Origin of the sequence: Cyanobium gracile UHCC 0139 (assembly GCF_034931325.1) — a bacterium.
Lineage (GTDB): Bacteria > Cyanobacteriota > Cyanobacteriia > PCC-6307 > Cyanobiaceae > Cyanobium > Cyanobium gracile_B.
Genome location: NZ_JAYGHX010000002.1, coordinates 432,642 through 448,962, shown reverse-complemented (window position 1 = coordinate 448,962; position 16,321 = coordinate 432,642). Strand labels below are relative to the sequence as shown.

The following is a 16,321-nucleotide window of genomic DNA, read 5'->3' as shown; positions in this document are numbered from 1 at the left end:
CTCTCAGGGGAGCGGCCCGCTGCCCTGGGGCTCGCTCACCACACTCAGCGCATGAAAATAGGCCATGTCGGCGGGAAGTGCCCGCGGGGCGGAGGATCGGGCCTCCAGGCGCCGCCGCAGACCCCTGGCCCGCAGGCGATGCCAGCGGGCCAGGAGCTCCCTGAGCAGGGACTCCTCGCGGTCCCGCCGCTGGCTGCCGGCCGCGAAGGCCAGGGCGTACACCAGGGCCAGGAGCAGCACCCGGAACGTCCTCTGGACGATCGCCCAGAGCTCCGGCCTCCAGGGGGAATGGATGACGCTCCTGGAGCTTCTGAGGGACTCCTGCAACCGTTGGTTCAGGGTTCTCTTCAGTTCAGGCAGGGACTGGGGCCCCTCGCTCAGCTGCAGCCCGGGGCCCTGCAGGTCCGCGATCCTCTGCTGCAGATCCTCCACCGACGTGGCGGCTCCGATGGCGCGCCTGAACTCCTCGGCGCGTTCGGTCGCCACCGCCATGGCGCTGCTCTGGCTGCGGGTCACCAGCCCGTAGCCCTGGACGACGGAGATGGCCTGCAGGGGAATCAGCAGCAGGAATCCGATCACCGCAACGGTCGCCCAGCGGGCCACCGCCCGGCGACGGGCCTGGAGTCGGAGCCGGTCAGGTTCGAGGTCGGCGAGCAGATGGACCAGCCCCAGTCCCACCAAGGCCAGAGGGGCCCCATCGAGCAGGGAGCTGATCAGGTTGGACAGCCAGGCCGGTTGACCGACCGCCAGGGGCAGAATCGCGTTCAGAAGTGACACCCCATAGGTGACGAAAAGGGCCAGGGCGATCAGGGACAAGACATCGGTGACGCTCTGGTGGGGCCGGTGCTGTTCGGGATCATTGCGTGTCATCGGGAGGGGAGAGACCACTGACATCCATTGGCCGACATTGTGGCAATGGATGAGGCCTCTGTGGTGAAATCCGGCTGTGGATCTCCGGGAAGTCTCTGGTCCCTGAATACGCCGACCTCCGGGAGTCGGCCCTGTTGGGAGGCTGACATCTGCTGGAGAACGGTGTTATGATCTCAGCGCACATTTTACTCCTTGATGTCTGCAGAGTACAGCCTTAAAATGAAGGGAGAAAACCTTCTTCTCGGCTTAAGGTCTCAGGGTCGAATGATGTTGCGCATCAAGACTTCCCCCATGCAGCTCACTCCAGCTGACTCGATTCAGCGATCGGCATGATCTCAGTACGCTCCGCAACCCTTCCCGCCAGCGTGGACGCTCCGCGGCGGTGCCCAGCCATGGCCGGCCGCCACGCTCTGGCCTGGGGGCTCGGGATCAGCCTGGCGCTGGCCCTCGGCCACGACCGACCGGCCCGGGCCAATGACGCCCAGGCGGACGGTTTCAACCTGGGGTGTGCCGCCGGCTTCGGCCTGGTGAACATCACCAACAGAAGCGTCTCCTCCAGCCTCGGCACCAGCACCAGGTCGCCCAACCAGCTCAACGGCGGCTCCATCGTTTCCGTCCCGGCGAGTTGCAGCGTCACCCCGCCGCTCCCTGCCCAGCCCGGTAACGGCCATGCGTTGGTGGGCGGCAATGCCCGGCTCAATGCCGGATCGATCGCCGCCACCCAGATCTTCCGATCCCAGTCAGCCACCGTCACCAACGGCCCCGGCACCACGGTGGTCAGCAATGCCTGGACCACCCAGGCCGAGGTGGATGCCCTGGCCGTGGCCAGCTACATCGGTGGCATCAACGCCTCGAATTGCACCGTGGCGCTGAGCTCCTGCCGCTACAACGATGCGGTCAACCTGTCCGGCAGCCTCACCCTCACCGGATCCCTCTCCGAAACCGGGGGGATCAACTACTACAACGTCCAGGCCGTCGGCCGAAACGTCGATCTCAATGTCGTCGGCTCGGGGGGTGAGTACTTCGTCTTCAACATGCCCACCAGTCTCACCACCAACCAGGACTGGACGCTGCAGGGGGATGTGGATCCCTCCAAGATCATCTTCAGCTTCGCCCGCCCCGGATCGAATCTCAGCCTGACGGGATCCGATGTCTTCGGTACCTTCCTGCTCACCGGCGGGGGCACGGCGAGGCTGAATCGCTCCGGCAATGGAAACCCTTCCAGCATCACCGGCTCCCTGATCGTCATCAACAATCGATCAGCCCTGAGGTTCGGGTCCACGGCCGGCTCCAATCGTGTCAATGCCGTGATCAACGGCAGGCCCTTCAACCCCACCGCACTGCGCAGTGTTCCCGTGCCGGGCCCCCTGCCGCTGCTGGGCGGTGTCGTGGCGTTCGGCTGGAGCCGTCGGTTGCGGCGCCGGTTGCAGCAGGCGAGCCCGTTTCATCTGGCGACAATGGTGCGGACGGCTCCATCGATGGCCTCCGGCTGCGTGCGACCCTGAATCCCCTGTAGCGCCTTGGGAGATCCACGGGTGACCATCAGGATCGGCATCAACGGGTTCGGACGCATCGGCCGCCTCGTCTTCCGCATCGCCTGCGGCCGCGATGACATCGAGGTGGTGGGCATCAACGACCTGATCGATGTCGATTACATCGCCTACATGCTCCGCTACGACTCCACCCATGGCCGCTTCGTCGGTGAGGTGTCCGTCGACGATGGCGCCCTGGTGGTGAACGGCCGCCGCATCCGCATCAGCGCGGAGCGCGATCCCGCCGCCCTGCGCTGGGGCGATGTCGGCGCCGACGTGGTGCTCGAGTCCACGGGCCTGTTCCTGACCGACGACCGGGCCCGCGCCCACATCACGGCAGGGGCCTCCAAGGTGGTGATGTCGGCCCCCTCCAAGGACGACACGCCCATGTTCGTGATGGGGGTGAACCACACCACCTATGCGGGCCAGGACATCGTCTCCAACGCCTCCTGCACCACCAACTGCCTGGCACCGATGGCCAAGGTGCTGCACGACAGCTTCGGCATCCGTGATGGCTTGATGACCACCGTGCACGCCACCACCGCCACCCAGAAGACGGTCGACGGGCCCTCGGTCAAGGACTGGCGCGGCGGCCGTGGCGCCGGCCAGAACATCATCCCGTCCTCCACCGGCGCGGCGAAGGCGGTGGGCAAGGTGATCCCGGCCTTGAGCGGCAAGCTCACCGGCATGGCCTTCCGGGTTCCCACCCCCAACGTCTCGGTGGTGGACCTGACGGTGAACCTCGAGAGGGGCGCCAGCTACGACGCCATCAAGGCCGCCATGCGGGAGGCCGCCACCGGTCCGATGGCAGGGATCCTCGGCTACACGGAGGACGCGGTGGTTTCGACCGATTTCCTCGGCGAAACCTGCACCTCGATCTTCGATGCCTCCGCCGGCATCGCCCTCACCGACACCTTCGTGAAGGTGGTGGCCTGGTACGACAACGAGTGGGGCTACTCCAGCAAGTGCCTCGATCTGATCGCCCACATCTCCGGCTGAGGGCCCCGGCTCCGGCTGCGGCTTAGCCCGTGGCGCGCACGCGGCAATGGCTGCGGACCAGGGTGGTGCCCAGCTCCAGCAGGCGCTGGTTGGCATAGGCCTCGCGCTCCAGGGCCTTCTCCCAGTCGGAGGCCCCGGCGTAGAGGGGATCGTCGAGATGGAGCTTCAACTCCGGCGGCACCTCCTGGCTCAAGCCCAGGGTCCGGGGCACGGAGCGCAGACCACCTGCTGCGCAGCTCTGGGCCACATGGATCGCCTCGTGGTTGAGCACCTGGGCGAAATCCACGGTGCCCTTGTCCACCACGGCGGGCTTGATCCTCAGGGTGCGGGCGGCGTGGTCCCATTCCCCGGCGGCCCCCGTCTTTCTCGGCTCCGTCAGCTGCACCTGCACGCCGGCCGCCTCGAGGACGCTGAGCAGTTCGACGATGGCGCTGCGCTTCTCGCCGTGGTCCGGTGGGGAGTCGATCAGGTCCTGCAGCTCATCCACCGAGAGCTCGGGTTCACCGGCCCGGCGGCGGTAGAGGAAGCGGATGCCACCGCCGGCCAGGGGCTCGGCGGTGGGAATCCATTGCCGGTCGGCCTCCTTGAGGTTCTCAAGCAGGCCCCCCTCGATCAGCGCCATCGGCCGCTGGCGCGGATCGGGGGCCGGATCGAAGCGCTCCAGCAGCCGGGTGGTGATCTCGGGGGCCTGTTCGGGCAGGCTGCCCATCGGCTCGAGCAGGCCGGAGAGGGCGGCTCCCCCCAGCACCAGCACGGCCACCCCGCCGGCCAGGCCCCAGGCGCGGCCATGGCGGGGCTTCGGCTCCAGCAGGTCCCCGCAGCGTCCGCAGCGGGGGAGGCCCGTGAAGGGTTGCTGCAGCCGCAGGGGACGACCGCGGCAGGTGGGACAACGGAAGCGGGCCATCGCTCGGCAGACCGGCCACCAGCATGACGGCAAAGGGGCCAGAGGTGTCGCGGCGGTGTGCGGTGGTTGCGAGGATCGCCATCGGTTTGATTCCATCCTCGCGATGCCCCTCCACGCCCTCGTGCGCCAGCTGCAGGCCGCCCCCCTCACGGCCGAGGTGAGGGCGCGCTGCGGGCGGGCCGAGCGGCTGCGGCTGAGCGGAGCGGGTCGGGCGGCCCGGGCCCTCGTGGCCAGCGCCCTGGCGGGCTCCAGCGAGGCCCCCCTTCTGGTGGTGGTGCCGACCCTGGAGGAGGCAGGCCGCTGGGCCTCCCTGCTGGAGCTGATGGGCTGGCCCCTCTGCCAGCTGTACCCCACCAGCGAGGGTTCCCCCTACGAACCCTTCGACCCCACCAGCGAAATCACCTGGGGCCAGCTGCAGGTGCTGGCCGAGCTGATCGGCGATGGTGACGGGCCCCCTGGGACCAGCGGCGGCCGCTTCGCCGTGGTGGCCACCGAGCGGGCCCTGCAGCCCCACCTGCCGCCGCCGCCCCAGCTGGCGGCCCGCTGCCTCACCCTGCGCCGGGGTGATCGGGTGGATCTGGAGCAGCTGGCCCACACCCTGGCCGGGCTGGGCTACGAGAAGGTGCCGACGATCGAGCAGGAAGGCACCTGGAGCCGTCGGGGCGACATCGTCGATGTGTTCCCGGTCAGCGCTGAGCTGCCGGTGCGGTTGGAGCTCTTCGGTGAAGACCTCGAAAAGCTGCGGGAGTTCGACCCCGCCACCCAGCGCTCCCTCGATGTGATCGAGCGGGTGCGCCTCACCCCCACCAGCTACGCACCCCTGGTCGCCGAGGCCCTGCGGGAGCGGATGCCGGAGGGCCTGGAGCGGCTGCTGGAGCCCGCCGCCCTCGACCAGCTGCTGGAGGGGGGCACGCCGGAGGAGATGCGGCGGCTGATGGGCCTGGCCTGGGAGGCGCCGGCGACCCTGCTCGACTACCTCCCGTCCGGCACGCTGGTGGCGATTGATGAGCGGCGCCAGTGCCTGGCCCACGGCCAGCAGTGGTTCGACCATGCCGCCGAGCACCACGGCGAGGTGGTCGCCGCCGCTGACGGCGAGCCGCCCCTGCCCCTGCCCGGCCTGCTGCACCGGCCGATCGCGGTGGCCCTGGCGGAGGCGGAGGCCTTCACCGGCTTCGACCTGGCGGAGCTGCACGAGAGCGACCGCCATCCGAACGACCTCGACCTTTCCAGCCGGCCGGTGCCGGCCCACCCGAACCAGTTCGGGCGCCTGGCGGAGCAGATCAAGGGGCACCTGCGCGAGAAGGCCCGGCCCTGGATCGTCTCCGCCCAGCCGTCACGGGCCGTGGCCCTGCTGGAGGAACACGACTGCGTCACCCGCTTCGTGCCCAACGCCCGCGATTTCCCGGCCATCGAGCGGCTGGTGGAGCAGGGAACGCCGGTGGCGCTCAAGCTGCGCGGCACGGCCGAACTGGAGGGGTTCCAGCTGCCGGCCTGGAAGCTGGTGCTGTTCACCGACCGGGAGATCTTCGGCCAGCACAGCCTGGCGAGCGGCGGCTACGTGCGCCGGCGCCGCAAGGCGGCAAGCCGCACGGTGGATCCCAACAAGATGCTCCCCGGCGATTTCGTGGTGCATCGCAACCACGGGATCGGTCGGTTCCTGAAGCTGGAGAAGCTGGCCATCGGCGGCGAGGCCCGCGACTACCTGGTGGTGCAGTACGCCGATGGGCTGCTGCGGGTGGCCGCCGACCAGCTGGGCAGCCTGGGCCGCTACCGGGCCAGCAGCGACAGCCCGCCGGAGCTCAACCGCATGGGCGGCACGGCCTGGACCAAGGCCAAGGAGCGGGCCCGCAAGGCGGTGGCCAAGGTGGCGATGGATCTGGTGAAGCTTTACGCCGAGCGCCACCAGGCACCGGGCTTCGCTTTCCCCCCCGATGGCCCCTGGCAGGGCGAACTGGAGGATTCCTTCCCCTACGACCCCACTCCCGACCAGCTCAAGGCGATCGTGGACGTCAAGCGCGACATGGAACGGGACCAGCCGATGGACCGGCTGGTGTGCGGCGATGTGGGCTTCGGCAAGACGGAAGTGGCGATCCGGGCCATCTTCAAGGCGGTCACCGCCGGCAAGCAGTGCGCCCTGCTGGCTCCCACCACTGTGCTGGCCCAGCAGCACTGGCGCACCCTGAGCGAGCGCTTCGCCCCCTACCCGCTCAAGGTGGCCCTGCTCAACCGCTTCCGCACCGCCGCCGAGCGCAAGACGATCCTGGACGATCTGGCCAAGGGCAACACCGACGTGGTGGTGGGCACCCACCAGCTGCTGGGCAAGGGCACGGCCTTCCGCCAGCTGGGACTGCTGGTGGTGGATGAGGAGCAGCGCTTCGGTGTGAATCAGAAGGAGAAGATCAAGGCGCTCCGAAAGGATGTGGACGTGTTGACGCTGTCCGCCACGCCGATCCCGCGCACCCTCTACATGAGCCTCTCGGGGGTGCGGGAGATGAGCCTGATCACCACGCCGCCGCCCCTGCGACGCCCGATCAAGACCCACCTGGCCAGCCTCGATGAGGAGGCGGTGCGCAGCGCCATCCGCCAGGAGCTCGACCGCGGCGGCCAGGTGTTCTACGTGGTGCCGCGGGTGGAGGGGATCGAAGAGGTGGCGGGCCAGCTGCGGGCGATGCTGCCGGGGCTGCGGCTGCAGGTGGCCCACGGCCAGATGCCGGAAGGCGAGCTGGAGAGCGCCATGGTGGCCTTCAACGCCGGCGAGGCCGACGTGATGCTCTGCACCACGATCATCGAGAGCGGCCTCGACATCCCCCGGGTGAACACGATCCTGGTGGAGGACGCCCACAGGTTCGGCCTGGCCCAGCTGTACCAACTGCGGGGCCGGGTGGGCCGCAGCGGCATCCAGGCCCACGCCTGGCTGTTCTATCCGGGCGATGCCTCCCTCAGTGAGGCGGCCCGCCAGCGGCTGCGGGCGATCCAGGAGTTCGCCCAGCTGGGCTCCGGCTACCAGCTGGCCATGCGCGACATGGAGATCCGCGGCGTAGGCAACCTGCTGGGGGTGGAGCAGAGCGGCCAGATGGAGGCGATCGGCTTCGACCTCTACATGGAGATGCTGCAGGACTGCCTGGCCGAGATCCAGGGCCAGGACATCCCGGCGGTGGACGAAACCCAGATCGACCTGCCGGTGACGGCCTTCATCCCGGCCGACTGGATCACCGAGGCCGACGAGAAGATGGCGGCCTATCGCGCCGCCGCCGAATGCGGCGGCAAGGCGGCCCTGGTGGAACTGGCCGCCGGCTGGGCCGACCGCTACGGCCCGATTCCGGCGCCGGTGCAGAGCCTGCTGCAGCTGATGGAACTGAAGCTGCTGGCACGCCGCTGCGGCTTCTCCCGCATCAAGCCCGAGAAACCCAACATCGCCCTGGAGACGCCGATGGAGGAGCCCGCCTTCCGCCGCCTGCGCCAGGCCCTGCCCCAGCACCTGCACGGCCGGCTGGTGTACCAGGGCGGCGCCGGCAGCACCGCCAAGGTGCTGGCCCGGGGCCTGGGGGCCCTGTCCCCCGCCCAGCAGGTGGAGCAGCTGATGGCCTGGCTCTCCGCCATGGCCGGCCAGATCCCCGAGGCCGATGGGCGCACCCCGGAGCAGCGGGCCGAGGAGCAGGCGGCGACGAACGCGGCGGTGCTGGTGGTGTGACGGGCCCTCTCGCCATGGCGGCCGCCGGCGAATCCGCTGCGGACATCGCCGTCATCATCCCCCTGTTCAACGGGGCGGCCTGGATCCGCCAGACGCTGGAGTCGGTGCTGGCCCAGACCCTGCCGGCCCGGGAGATCATCGTGGTCGACGACGGCTCCAGCGATGACTCGCTGGCCATCGTCCGCTCCTTTCCCCAGGTGGCCCTGCACCGCCATCCCGGTAAGGGCACCCACCAGACCCGGCAGTTCGGCTTCACGCGCAGCACCGCAGCCTGCGTCACCTTTCTGGACCAGGACGACCTCTGGCATCCCCGCCACCTTGAGCTGCTCAGCACGCTGCTGCGCGACGATCCGGCGGCCAGCGCGGCGGTGTCCCGCACCCTCACCTACGAAGACGAGCGGCAGTTGCGCTTTCCGCCCCCCGCCCTGGGCCCGGAACGGTTCGACCCCTGGGACACCTTCCCTTTCCACCGGATCGACACCCCGTCCTTCGTGCTGATCCGGCGTTCCGCCCTGGAGGCCATCGGGGGCTGGCCGGCCCGGAACGCCTGGAGCAGTGATGTGCAGGCCTGGTTCCAGCTGGCCTCCATCGCCCCGATGGTGCGCAATAGCCATGCCACCGCGGCCTATCGGGTGCAGCATCGGGAGGCGACCAGCACCCGCTGGCGCCTGGAGCGGGCCCACGAGTACTTCCTCAACATCCGCACCAGCTGCGAGGCCCTCGCCCGCGAGCGCGGCCTCAGCCATCCGGCCGAAGCGGAGCGGCGGCAGCGGCAGTGCCGCATTCTCGGGCCCATGACGAAGGTGATCGAGGCGCTGGAACGCGTCGATGCTGGGCTGATGCGCATCGCCCTGACGCAGCTTGAAGAGGAGCTGACCCGATCGGAAACCTCTGGAGACGTGAGGGCTGGTTCGGCCAGTCTCAGCGATCTCGTCATCGATAACCTCGGCTGGTACATGCGCCCGACCCTCACCTCCAGCGACGCCCGACAGCGGCGACGCCTGGTGCGGACCCTGCATCGGGGTCAGCCCGCCACCATCCGGCACCTGGGCCGGCTGGTGCCCTTCCACCCGGACAACCGCCTCCCGACGTCCGTCCTGACCGGCTATCTGCTGGCTGAACCCTGGCAGCTGTGTGCCTGGTGGCGGCTGGCGCGCCGACGGGTGGTTCCCATTGTCCTCAAACGGTTACGGCGGCTGGGGCGCCACCGCCCCCTGGAGCGCTGACGGGAGCGGCTCCCCGCAGGATCGCCATGGCCTCGGCGGGGGTGCAGAAGGCGAACCTGGAGCGCTCGGGGTGGCGCATGAGGGCCTGCAGGCAGCGCTCGATTCTCGGCAGCGTCTCAGGCTCGACGGGAGCGTTGGAGTGAATGGCGAAGGCCAGATAGGGGCGGCGTTGCTGGGCGATCGCCCGGTCGATCATCACGCTGAACTGGTTTGGATGGCTCCAGTCCCGCCATAGCGACAGGGGGGTGTCCTGCAGCCGGTGCCGCCAGCCGTTGTGGCGCAGTCGCCGCCATCGCTGCCTCAGGCTCCTCGGCCCCCAACCGTATTGGAGGTGGGCCGAGGTGAGCGGCAGGAGCGTGATGTCACGATCACCGGGCCTGGCCTTGCGGCGAAAGTCGCTGCGGGATGGGGCATAGGGTTCCCGGGGAACCCGGTAGTAGTCCGGCAGATCGCCCGAATGGGGCGGTTTGCGTGAGTCCAGGGCATTCGGTGGCAGGCCGGGCTCGATGGTGAGATCGAAGCGGAATCCCAGGGCTTCCGCCCGGTTGATGGCCTCCGTTCCGCTCCAGTAATTGCCGAAGCGCAGGGAGCGGCAGGGCGTCCCGACGTTGGCTCGATAGGCCTCCACGGCGGTGTCCAGACATTCCGCCACCCAGTCGTTGTGGCCGTGGTCATCGAGCCAGTCGCCGGACTCCTCGCTCCAGCGATAGGTGTGGACATGGGCGCCCAGTTCATCGCCGGCGTCGATGGCCTCCTGGACCAGTTCCCGGTAGTGCTCCACGGCCCAGGCGGCATGGCCATGGGCCAGGGCCACCTGGGGATCCATGCGGATGAACCAGCAGAGATGGACGGCGTTCCCCGTGAGCTGCTGCAGCGCCGATCGCCAGCTCCGGATGTAGGCATGGGTGAGCTCGTAGCCCCTCCATGGCTCGGGTTTCTGGCGCGAGACGAAGAACGCATCCGGTTCCACATCGATGCAGATCAGAACGGGGATCTTCGACGTCAGCACCGATCGAACGGACCATGGAGAACAGCGTTCGGTGCTGTCTATGCGGAGATTACGGCGAGCCGGATCGGTCTGCACGCAGGCGCTCCTTAGCACGGCCCTTTCCTGGACAAGGGGCGCCCACCCGATGAGAATGTCCGTTAAGCTGGCGTTATCTTTCGTTACCTGGCGACATGGGCGAGTTGATCGAGGTCGCGGGCGCCACCCAGAATCCCTTGCTGCTGCCGGCCTTCCTGGGGGTGATCGGCCTCGGTTTCTTCGCCCTGCTCCAGTCCGCGGCTGGCAACAACGACGACGACGACTCCTCCCCCGGTGGCGGCTTGATGCAGCCGGTGGCCTGAACCCGGCCCTTCCCCGCTTCTGTTCAGTTGCCGCTGCCGCCGGCCTGCGACTCCTTCCAGGCAGCCGGCATCAGCACCAGGAACAGCAGCCACCAAGCGGCAATCACCGCCAAGACGCCGGCAGTGATCCACCACAAGTGAAGCAGCACCCAGCTGCCTGAAACAATCGATACGCCGGTGAGCAGGATGCTCCACGGCTGGCACCACCAGGGCTTGAGGTCCCAGACCGAGCCGGGCACAGGGCCCGGCGTCCGGTTACCCGGGTCAGGGCTTGGCAAGGGCCGCCGGCAGGTTGGCACTGCCGGGCTGGAAGGCCTTGTCCAGGGCGGCACCCGCCTGCAACTGCTTGCGCAGGGTGGATTCGGCCACCCGGTACTGGCTGTCGCGGTTGGTGCCGATGTCCTCCAGCCTGAGGCGCTGCACCTCCTGCTCGGTCATCTTCACCGGCACGTCCGGGTTGATGCCGTGCTTGTGGATGTCCCGGTTGCGGGGCGTCAGGTACTTGGCGATGGTCACCGTCATGCCCGAGCCGTCGGACAGGCCGCGCACGGACTGCACCAGACCCTTGCCGAAGGTCTTCTGGCCCACCAGCACGGCGCGGTTGTTGTCCTGCAGGGCGCCGGAGAGGATTTCGCTGGCGCTGGCCGAACCCTCATTGACCAGCACCACCATGGGCTTGGTGGTGAGGGCCTGCCCCGTGGCCCGCTTGACGTCCTGGATGCCGTCGCGGGTCTTGGTGGAGACGATGATGCCCTCGTTGATCCACTGGCGGGCGATCTCGACGCTCGCCACCAGCAGCCCGCCCGGGTTGCTGCGCAGGTCGAGCACATAGCCCTGCACCCCCTGGGCCTCCAGGTCGCGCACCGCCGCCCGCATGTCCTTGGTGGCGGTGGCGCTGAACTGCTTGAGGCGGATGTAGCCGATCCTGGTGCCGTCCGGCGCCTTGTTCACCTGGTGGGTGACGGCATGGATCTCGATCAGCTCCCGGGTCAGGGGGGTGTCGATGTTCTGGCCCTTGCGGCGCAGCACCAGGTTCACCGTGGTGCCCGCCTTGCCCCGGATCAGCTTCACCGCGTCCTCGGTGCTCATCCCCTTGGTGCTCTTGCCGTCGATCGAGACGATCACGTCCTTGGGCTGCACCCCGGCCCTCGAGGCCGGTGAACCCTCGATCGGCGAGATGACAACCAGCTCCTTGGTCTCCTTGTCGACGCTCAGCTGGATGCCCACCCCGGAGAGCTCCCCGGAGGTGTCGATCTGCATCTCCTTGAACTCCCGCGGGTCCAGGAAGCGGGTGTAGGGATCATCGAGGGTGCTGAGCATGCCGCGGATGCCCTCGTAGGCATCCTTGGGGGTGCTGTAGCTCTTGGAGAGCACGCTCCGGCGCAGCTTGCGCCACTGCTCAGGCGTGTACTTGCCCGTGGTGTCCAGGTAGTCGCGGAAGACGATCTGCCACGCCTGGTCCATCACCTCCTTGGGACTGTCGCTGATCGAAACGGTTCCGGTGGGGGTCAGCACCATCTCCCGGGCCATCACCGCCGTGGCGGCACAGGCTCCGAGACCAACCAGCACCACGACGGTGGCGCGAGCTCTGCCCATGGTGGGGATCCTCAAGGAGTCTGAAACGTGGTTCCAACGTAGCGCCGATGGCAGGGGTGGGCTCCCCGCTCAGGGGTCGACCCAGCGACCGTCCTCCTTGATCAGGGCGATCAGCGCCTCCACCCCTTCGGCCTCGGGGACCCGGCGGATCTCCTCCCGCCCCCGGTAAAGGGAAATCGTGCCGGGGGTCTTGCCCACGTAGCCGTAGTCGGCGTCGGCCATTTCGCCCGGGCCGTTGACGATGCAGCCCATCACGGCGATGTCCAGGCCGGTGAGGTGGGCGGTGGCGTTACGCACCGTGTGCAGCACCTCCTCCAGGTTGAACAGGGTGCGGCCGCAGCTGGGGCAGGCCACGTACTCCACCATCGTCTTGCGGAGGCCCATGGCCTGCAGGATCGCGTAGCAGACCGGGATCTCCTTCTCCGGCGCCTCGGTGAGCGACACCCGGATCGTGTCCCCGAGGCCCTCGGCCAGCAGGGTGGCGATGCCGGCGGTGCTCTTGATGCGGCCGTAGTCGCCGTCGCCCGCCTCGGTGACCCCCAGGTGCAGGGGGTAGTGGAAGCCCTCGGCGTCCATGCGGAAGGCCATCATCCGGTAGGCCGCCAGCATCACCGGGGCCCGCGAGGCCTTCATCGAGACGACGATGTTGTGGAAGTCGAGGCGGTCGCAGATGTGGATGAACTCCATGGCGCTCTCCACCATCCCCAGCGGGGTGTCGCCGTAGGTGAACAGCATCCGCTCCGCCAGGGAGCCATGGTTCACGCCGATCCGCAGCCCCTTGTCCTGGTCCTTGAGCAGGCTCACCAGGGGTTCGAGGGTGGCCTGGATGCGCTCGCCGATCGCCGCCACCTCCTCCGGGGCGAACGCGGTGCGGTTGGGGTCGGGCTTGTCGAACACGTAGAGACCCGGATTGATCCGCACCTTGTCGACGTGCTGGGCCACCTCCAGGGCGATCTTCATGCCGTTGTGGTGCACGTCCGCCACCAGCGGCACCGGCCGGTAGGTGTCCTCGAGCCGCTGGCGGATCTCCTTCACCGCCTTGGCATGGGCCAGGCTCGGCACTGTCAGCCGCACGATTTCGCAGCCCGCCTCGTGCAGGCGGCGGATACCGGCGGTGGCCCCTTCGATGTCGAGGGTGTCCTCATTGATCATCGACTGCACCACGACGGGGTGCTCGCTGCCCACCCACACGTTGCCGACCCGCACGCTGCGCGTCCGGCGCCGCCGGATCACCGTGTCGAAGCGGGGGTCACTGGCCCAGTCGGCCGGGAGGGGGGAGGTCCCCGGAGTGGTGGTGGGTGTGGCCAGGGTGCCGGTCATCGCGTATGGGCCGGTGATGGCCAAAGCCTGTCACAAAGAGGGTGTCGACGGTCGGTCCTCCTCCAGGCGCCGCCGCACCTCCTGCAGGTCCTGCCAGGTGAGCCACTTGGGTGAACCCTTCTCCCGCGAGGGATTGCGCAGCAGGTAGGAGGGATGGAACACGGGCATCACCCAGCGGCCCTGCCAGGGGTGCCAACGGCCCCGCAGCCGGGAAATCCCCCCCTTGATCCCCAGGACCCCCTCCAGGGCGGTGGCGCCGGCCAGGAGCACCACAGGCGGATCGACGGCGGCGATCTGGGCGGCCAGCCAGGGGGCGCAGGCGGCGATCTCCTGGGGCGTGGGCCGGCGGTTGTCCGGCGGACGGCACTTCACCACGTTGCAGACGTAGGCGTCGCGCTCACTGTCCAGCCCCACGCTGGCGAGCATCTGGTCGAGCAACTGGCCGGCCCGGCCCACGAACGGCCGGCCGCTGGCATCCTCCTGGGCGCCGGGCCCCTCGCCGATCACCATCAGCCGGGCCGCCGGATCGCCGCGGCTCACCACCACCGTCTGGCGGCCCTCCGCCAGGCCGCAGCGGCGGCACTCGCGGCACTCCCGCTCCAGCGCCGCCAGGTCGGGTGTCACCGCAGTGGCAGGCTCCGCGGCGGCGGGGTCCTCACCCAGAAGGGACGGTTGCCGGGGAGACGGTGGCAGAGAATCGGGGGCCATCGCCCCATTCTTCGGCATGGCGCAGGGCGTAGGGCAAGATGGCGGGATTGCCGAATCGCGCCCTCCAGACGGCGCGCGCTGCCATGCCGGCCCCGTTGACGCTCTCCGCCCGGGCGCAGGCGTTGCAGCCATCGCTCACCCTCGCCATCACTGCCAAGGCACGCGAACTGCGCGGCGAGGGCAAGGACATCTGCAGCCTCAGTGCCGGGGAGCCCGACTTCGACACCCCCGCCTTCATCCGTCAGGCGGCCGCCGAGGCCCTGGAGGCCGGCCACACCCGCTACGGACCCGTGGCGGGCGAGCCCGAGCTGCGCCAGGCGATCGCCGCCAAGCTGAGCCAGGAGAACGGCGTTCCCACCCGGCCCGACCAGGTGCTGGTGACCAACGGCGGCAAGCAGGCCCTCTACAACCTCTTCCAGGTCCTGCTCGACCCCGGCGATGAGGTGCTGCTGCCGGCCCCGTACTGGCTCAGCTACCCGGAAATGGCCCAATTGGCCGGCGCCAGCGTGCGCTGCCTCACCACCGATGCCAGCGGCGGGTTCCGCTTCAGCCCCGAGCAGTTGGAGGCGGCGATCACCCCGGCCAGCCGGCTGCTGGTGCTCAACAGCCCCTCCAATCCCACCGGCATGGTGCTCAGCCGCACGGAGCTGGAGGGGATCGCCGCCGTGCTGCGCCGCCATCCCGCCGTGGCGGTGGTCTGCGACGAGATCTACGAGATGCTGCTCTCCCCCGGCCATGTGCACCACAGCCTGGCGGCGGTGGCGCCCGACCTCGCCGAGCGGATCTTCATCGTCAACGGCTTCGCCAAGGGCTGGGCGATGACCGGCTGGCGCATCGGCTGGCTGGCGGGCGCCCCCCATGTGGTGGCCGCCGCCAGCGCCCTGCAGAGCCAGAGCACCAGCAATGTCTGCAGTTTCGCCCAGTTCGGCGCCCTGGCGGCCGTCAGCGGCTCGCGCGACTGCGTCCAGGAGATGGCGGCCGAATTCAGCCGTCGGCGATCCCGGCTCAGCGACGGCCTGATGGCGATCAGCGGCCTCGAGCTGCTGCCCCCTGAAGGGGCCTTTTACGCCTTCCCCGACGTCAGCGCCTGGGGCCTGGATTCGATGACGCTCTGCGGCCGGCTGCTGGAGGAGGTGGGCCTGGCGGTGGTGCCCGGTGCTGCTTTCGGCGATGACCGCTGCATCCGTCTGTCCTGCGCGGCGTCGCCGGCCACGATCGACGACGGTCTGAAGCGGCTGCGTCGCTTCGGCGCCACCCTCTGATCGCCCTGCCGATGCAGGTGCCGAAGAAGCTGGTGGTGCTCGGCGACAGCGGCGTCTATGGCTGGGGCGATCCCGAGCAGGGCGGCTGGTGCGAGCGGCTGCGGCGCCACTGGATGGAGCTGCCCCATGGCCCGGTGGTCTACGGCCTCGGGGTGCGGGGGGATGGGCTGGAGCGCCTGGCGGCCCGTGCCGAGACGGAGGTGAGCCATCGGGGTGAACTGCGCCGCCAGCGGCCCCAGGGGATCCTGCTGTCGATCGGCCTCAACGACACGGCCCGGGTGGGACGGCCCGACGGCCGCCACCAGCTGGCCCCCGACGCCTTCCTGTTCGGCCTGCGGCAGCTCTTGCCCCGGCTGGCGTCCATCGCCCCGGTGTTCGTGCTGGGCCTCACCCCGGTGGATGAGGTCGTGATGCCCTTCGCCGAGATGCTCTGGTACGACCTGGGCACGGTGCGCCGCTACGAGGGCCTGCTGGAGGAGGCCTGCATGGAGGCCGACGTGCCGTTCCTGCCACTGCTCGACGGCCTGCTGGCCGACCCCCACTGGCTGCAGTGGCTGTGCAGCGACGGCCTGCACCTCAACACTGACGGCCACGGCCAGCTCTACCGGCGCCTGCGCTCCTGGAGGGCCCTGCTGGACTGGGCCGGGCTGGATCCCCTCGGCAGCGTGACGGCCGGCTTCTGAAGCGTCGCTCCAGCCGGCATTTTTCCCCGTGCCGGTGCCGCTGGCATCACCCGTTCGGGTGAGAGGCGCTCCCCCCGCGGGGTGAACCGTCGCCGGTGGACGACGGCGACCCTGAAGGGACGGACCCCGTTCGCCACTTCGCCATGGATCGCCCCCCGCCCCCGCCCCCGCCCCCGGCACCGG

The 16,321-nt window shown here is 69.3% G+C and carries 14 protein-coding genes; 7 read left to right on the top strand and 7 right to left on the bottom strand.

The genetic code is table 11. From position 1 onward, the window contains the following. Positions 1 to 3: 3 nt before the first annotated feature. Entirely contained in the window at positions 4 to 870 is an 867-nt protein-coding gene (locus tag VB738_RS05500) for a hypothetical protein (protein ID WP_323304787.1), read from the bottom strand. A gap of 392 nt (positions 871 to 1,262) precedes the next feature. On the opposite strand from VB738_RS05500, the gene VB738_RS05495 reads away from it, so the two are divergent. Both VB738_RS05495 and gap read left to right on the top strand, forming a co-directional pair. Beyond that, positions 1,263 to 2,375, top strand: a complete 1,113-nt coding sequence (locus VB738_RS05495; RefSeq protein ID WP_323304786.1) for a hypothetical protein — start codon at positions 1,263 to 1,265, stop codon at positions 2,373 to 2,375. A 30-nt stretch (positions 2,376 to 2,405) separates the two neighbouring features. Next, a complete protein-coding gene (gap, locus tag VB738_RS05490; RefSeq protein WP_323304785.1) occupies positions 2,406 to 3,401 on the top strand; it encodes a type I glyceraldehyde-3-phosphate dehydrogenase in 996 nt (331 codons plus the stop codon). A 22-nt stretch (positions 3,402 to 3,423) separates the two neighbouring features. Here gap and VB738_RS05485 read toward each other — a convergent pair whose 3' ends face one another. After that, complete coding sequence (locus VB738_RS05485; protein ID WP_323304784.1) at positions 3,424 to 4,305, bottom strand: hypothetical protein; 882 nt, start codon at positions 4,303 to 4,305, stop codon at positions 3,424 to 3,426. A gap of 103 nt (positions 4,306 to 4,408) precedes the next feature. Here VB738_RS05485 and mfd point away from each other — a divergent pair, with 103 nt between their 5' ends. Further along, complete coding sequence (gene mfd / locus VB738_RS05480) at positions 4,409 to 7,996, top strand: transcription-repair coupling factor (protein WP_323304783.1); 3,588 nt, start codon at positions 4,409 to 4,411, stop codon at positions 7,994 to 7,996. Continuing rightward, complete coding sequence (locus VB738_RS05475; protein ID WP_323304782.1) at positions 7,993 to 9,222, top strand: glycosyltransferase family A protein; 1,230 nt, start codon at positions 7,993 to 7,995, stop codon at positions 9,220 to 9,222. The genes mfd and VB738_RS05475 overlap by 4 nt, the downstream gene beginning before the upstream one ends. Here the strand turns inward: VB738_RS05475 and VB738_RS05470 are convergent. Then, complete coding sequence (locus VB738_RS05470; protein WP_323304781.1) at positions 9,176 to 10,231, bottom strand: hypothetical protein; 1,056 nt, start codon at positions 10,229 to 10,231, stop codon at positions 9,176 to 9,178. The two genes, VB738_RS05475 and VB738_RS05470, sit on opposite strands and share 47 nt — an antisense overlap. A gap of 170 nt (positions 10,232 to 10,401) precedes the next feature. On the opposite strand from VB738_RS05470, the gene VB738_RS05465 reads away from it, so the two are divergent. Beyond that, the gene (locus VB738_RS05465) at positions 10,402 to 10,569 is read left to right on the top strand and encodes a hypothetical protein (protein ID WP_323304780.1); all 168 of its coding nucleotides are present in this window, start codon (positions 10,402 to 10,404) and stop codon (positions 10,567 to 10,569) included. A gap of 23 nt (positions 10,570 to 10,592) precedes the next feature. Here VB738_RS05465 and VB738_RS05460 read toward each other — a convergent pair whose 3' ends face one another. From VB738_RS05460 to VB738_RS05445, 4 genes are all read right to left on the bottom strand, one after another. Next, positions 10,593 to 10,808, bottom strand: a complete 216-nt coding sequence (locus tag VB738_RS05460) for a DUF6737 family protein (RefSeq protein WP_323304779.1) — start codon at positions 10,806 to 10,808, stop codon at positions 10,593 to 10,595. Between the two features lie 25 nt (positions 10,809 to 10,833). Further along, positions 10,834 to 12,165, bottom strand: coding sequence for a S41 family peptidase (locus tag VB738_RS05455; protein ID WP_323304778.1), 1,332 nt, complete (start codon positions 12,163 to 12,165; stop codon positions 10,834 to 10,836). 69 nt (positions 12,166 to 12,234) lie between these two features. Next, a complete protein-coding gene (gene ispG / locus VB738_RS05450; protein WP_323304777.1) occupies positions 12,235 to 13,485 on the bottom strand; it encodes a (E)-4-hydroxy-3-methylbut-2-enyl-diphosphate synthase in 1,251 nt (416 codons plus the stop codon). A gap of 30 nt (positions 13,486 to 13,515) precedes the next feature. Beyond that, entirely contained in the window at positions 13,516 to 14,211 is a 696-nt protein-coding gene (locus VB738_RS05445; protein WP_323304776.1) for a uracil-DNA glycosylase, read from the bottom strand. Between the two features lie 65 nt (positions 14,212 to 14,276). Between VB738_RS05445 and VB738_RS05440 the strand changes: the two genes are divergently transcribed. Together VB738_RS05440 and VB738_RS05435 are read left to right on the top strand one after the other, a co-directional pair. Then, on the top strand, positions 14,277 to 15,455 hold the full coding sequence (locus VB738_RS05440) for a pyridoxal phosphate-dependent aminotransferase (RefSeq protein ID WP_323304775.1): 1,179 nt from the start codon (positions 14,277 to 14,279) through the stop codon (positions 15,453 to 15,455). Between the two features lie 11 nt (positions 15,456 to 15,466). After that, entirely contained in the window at positions 15,467 to 16,138 is a 672-nt protein-coding gene (locus tag VB738_RS05435) for a GDSL-type esterase/lipase family protein (protein WP_323304774.1), read from the top strand. Positions 16,139 to 16,321 lie beyond the last annotated feature (183 nt).

Excerpts from the sequence above, each read along its gene's own strand:
- mfd (WP_323304783.1), top strand. The coding sequence starts at position 4,409 with ATGCCCCTCCACGCCCTCGTGCGCCAGCTGCAGGCCGCCCCCCTCACG.
- VB738_RS05495 (WP_323304786.1), top strand. The coding sequence starts at position 1,263 with ATGGCCGGCCGCCACGCTCTGGCCTGGGGGCTCGGGATCAGCCTGGCG.
- VB738_RS05465 (WP_323304780.1), top strand. The coding sequence starts at position 10,402 with ATGGGCGAGTTGATCGAGGTCGCGGGCGCCACCCAGAATCCCTTGCTG.
- VB738_RS05445 (WP_323304776.1), bottom strand. The coding sequence starts at position 14,211 with ATGCCGAAGAATGGGGCGATGGCCCCCGATTCTCTGCCACCGTCTCCC.
- VB738_RS05440 (WP_323304775.1), top strand. The coding sequence starts at position 14,277 with ATGCCGGCCCCGTTGACGCTCTCCGCCCGGGCGCAGGCGTTGCAGCCA.
- ispG (WP_323304777.1), bottom strand. The coding sequence starts at position 13,485 with ATGACCGGCACCCTGGCCACACCCACCACCACTCCGGGGACCTCCCCC.
- VB738_RS05500 (WP_323304787.1), bottom strand. The coding sequence starts at position 870 with ATGACACGCAATGATCCCGAACAGCACCGGCCCCACCAGAGCGTCACC.
- VB738_RS05455 (WP_323304778.1), bottom strand. The coding sequence starts at position 12,165 with ATGGGCAGAGCTCGCGCCACCGTCGTGGTGCTGGTTGGTCTCGGAGCC.
- VB738_RS05435 (WP_323304774.1), top strand. The coding sequence starts at position 15,467 with ATGCAGGTGCCGAAGAAGCTGGTGGTGCTCGGCGACAGCGGCGTCTAT.
- VB738_RS05485 (WP_323304784.1), bottom strand. The coding sequence starts at position 4,305 with ATGGCCCGCTTCCGTTGTCCCACCTGCCGCGGTCGTCCCCTGCGGCTG.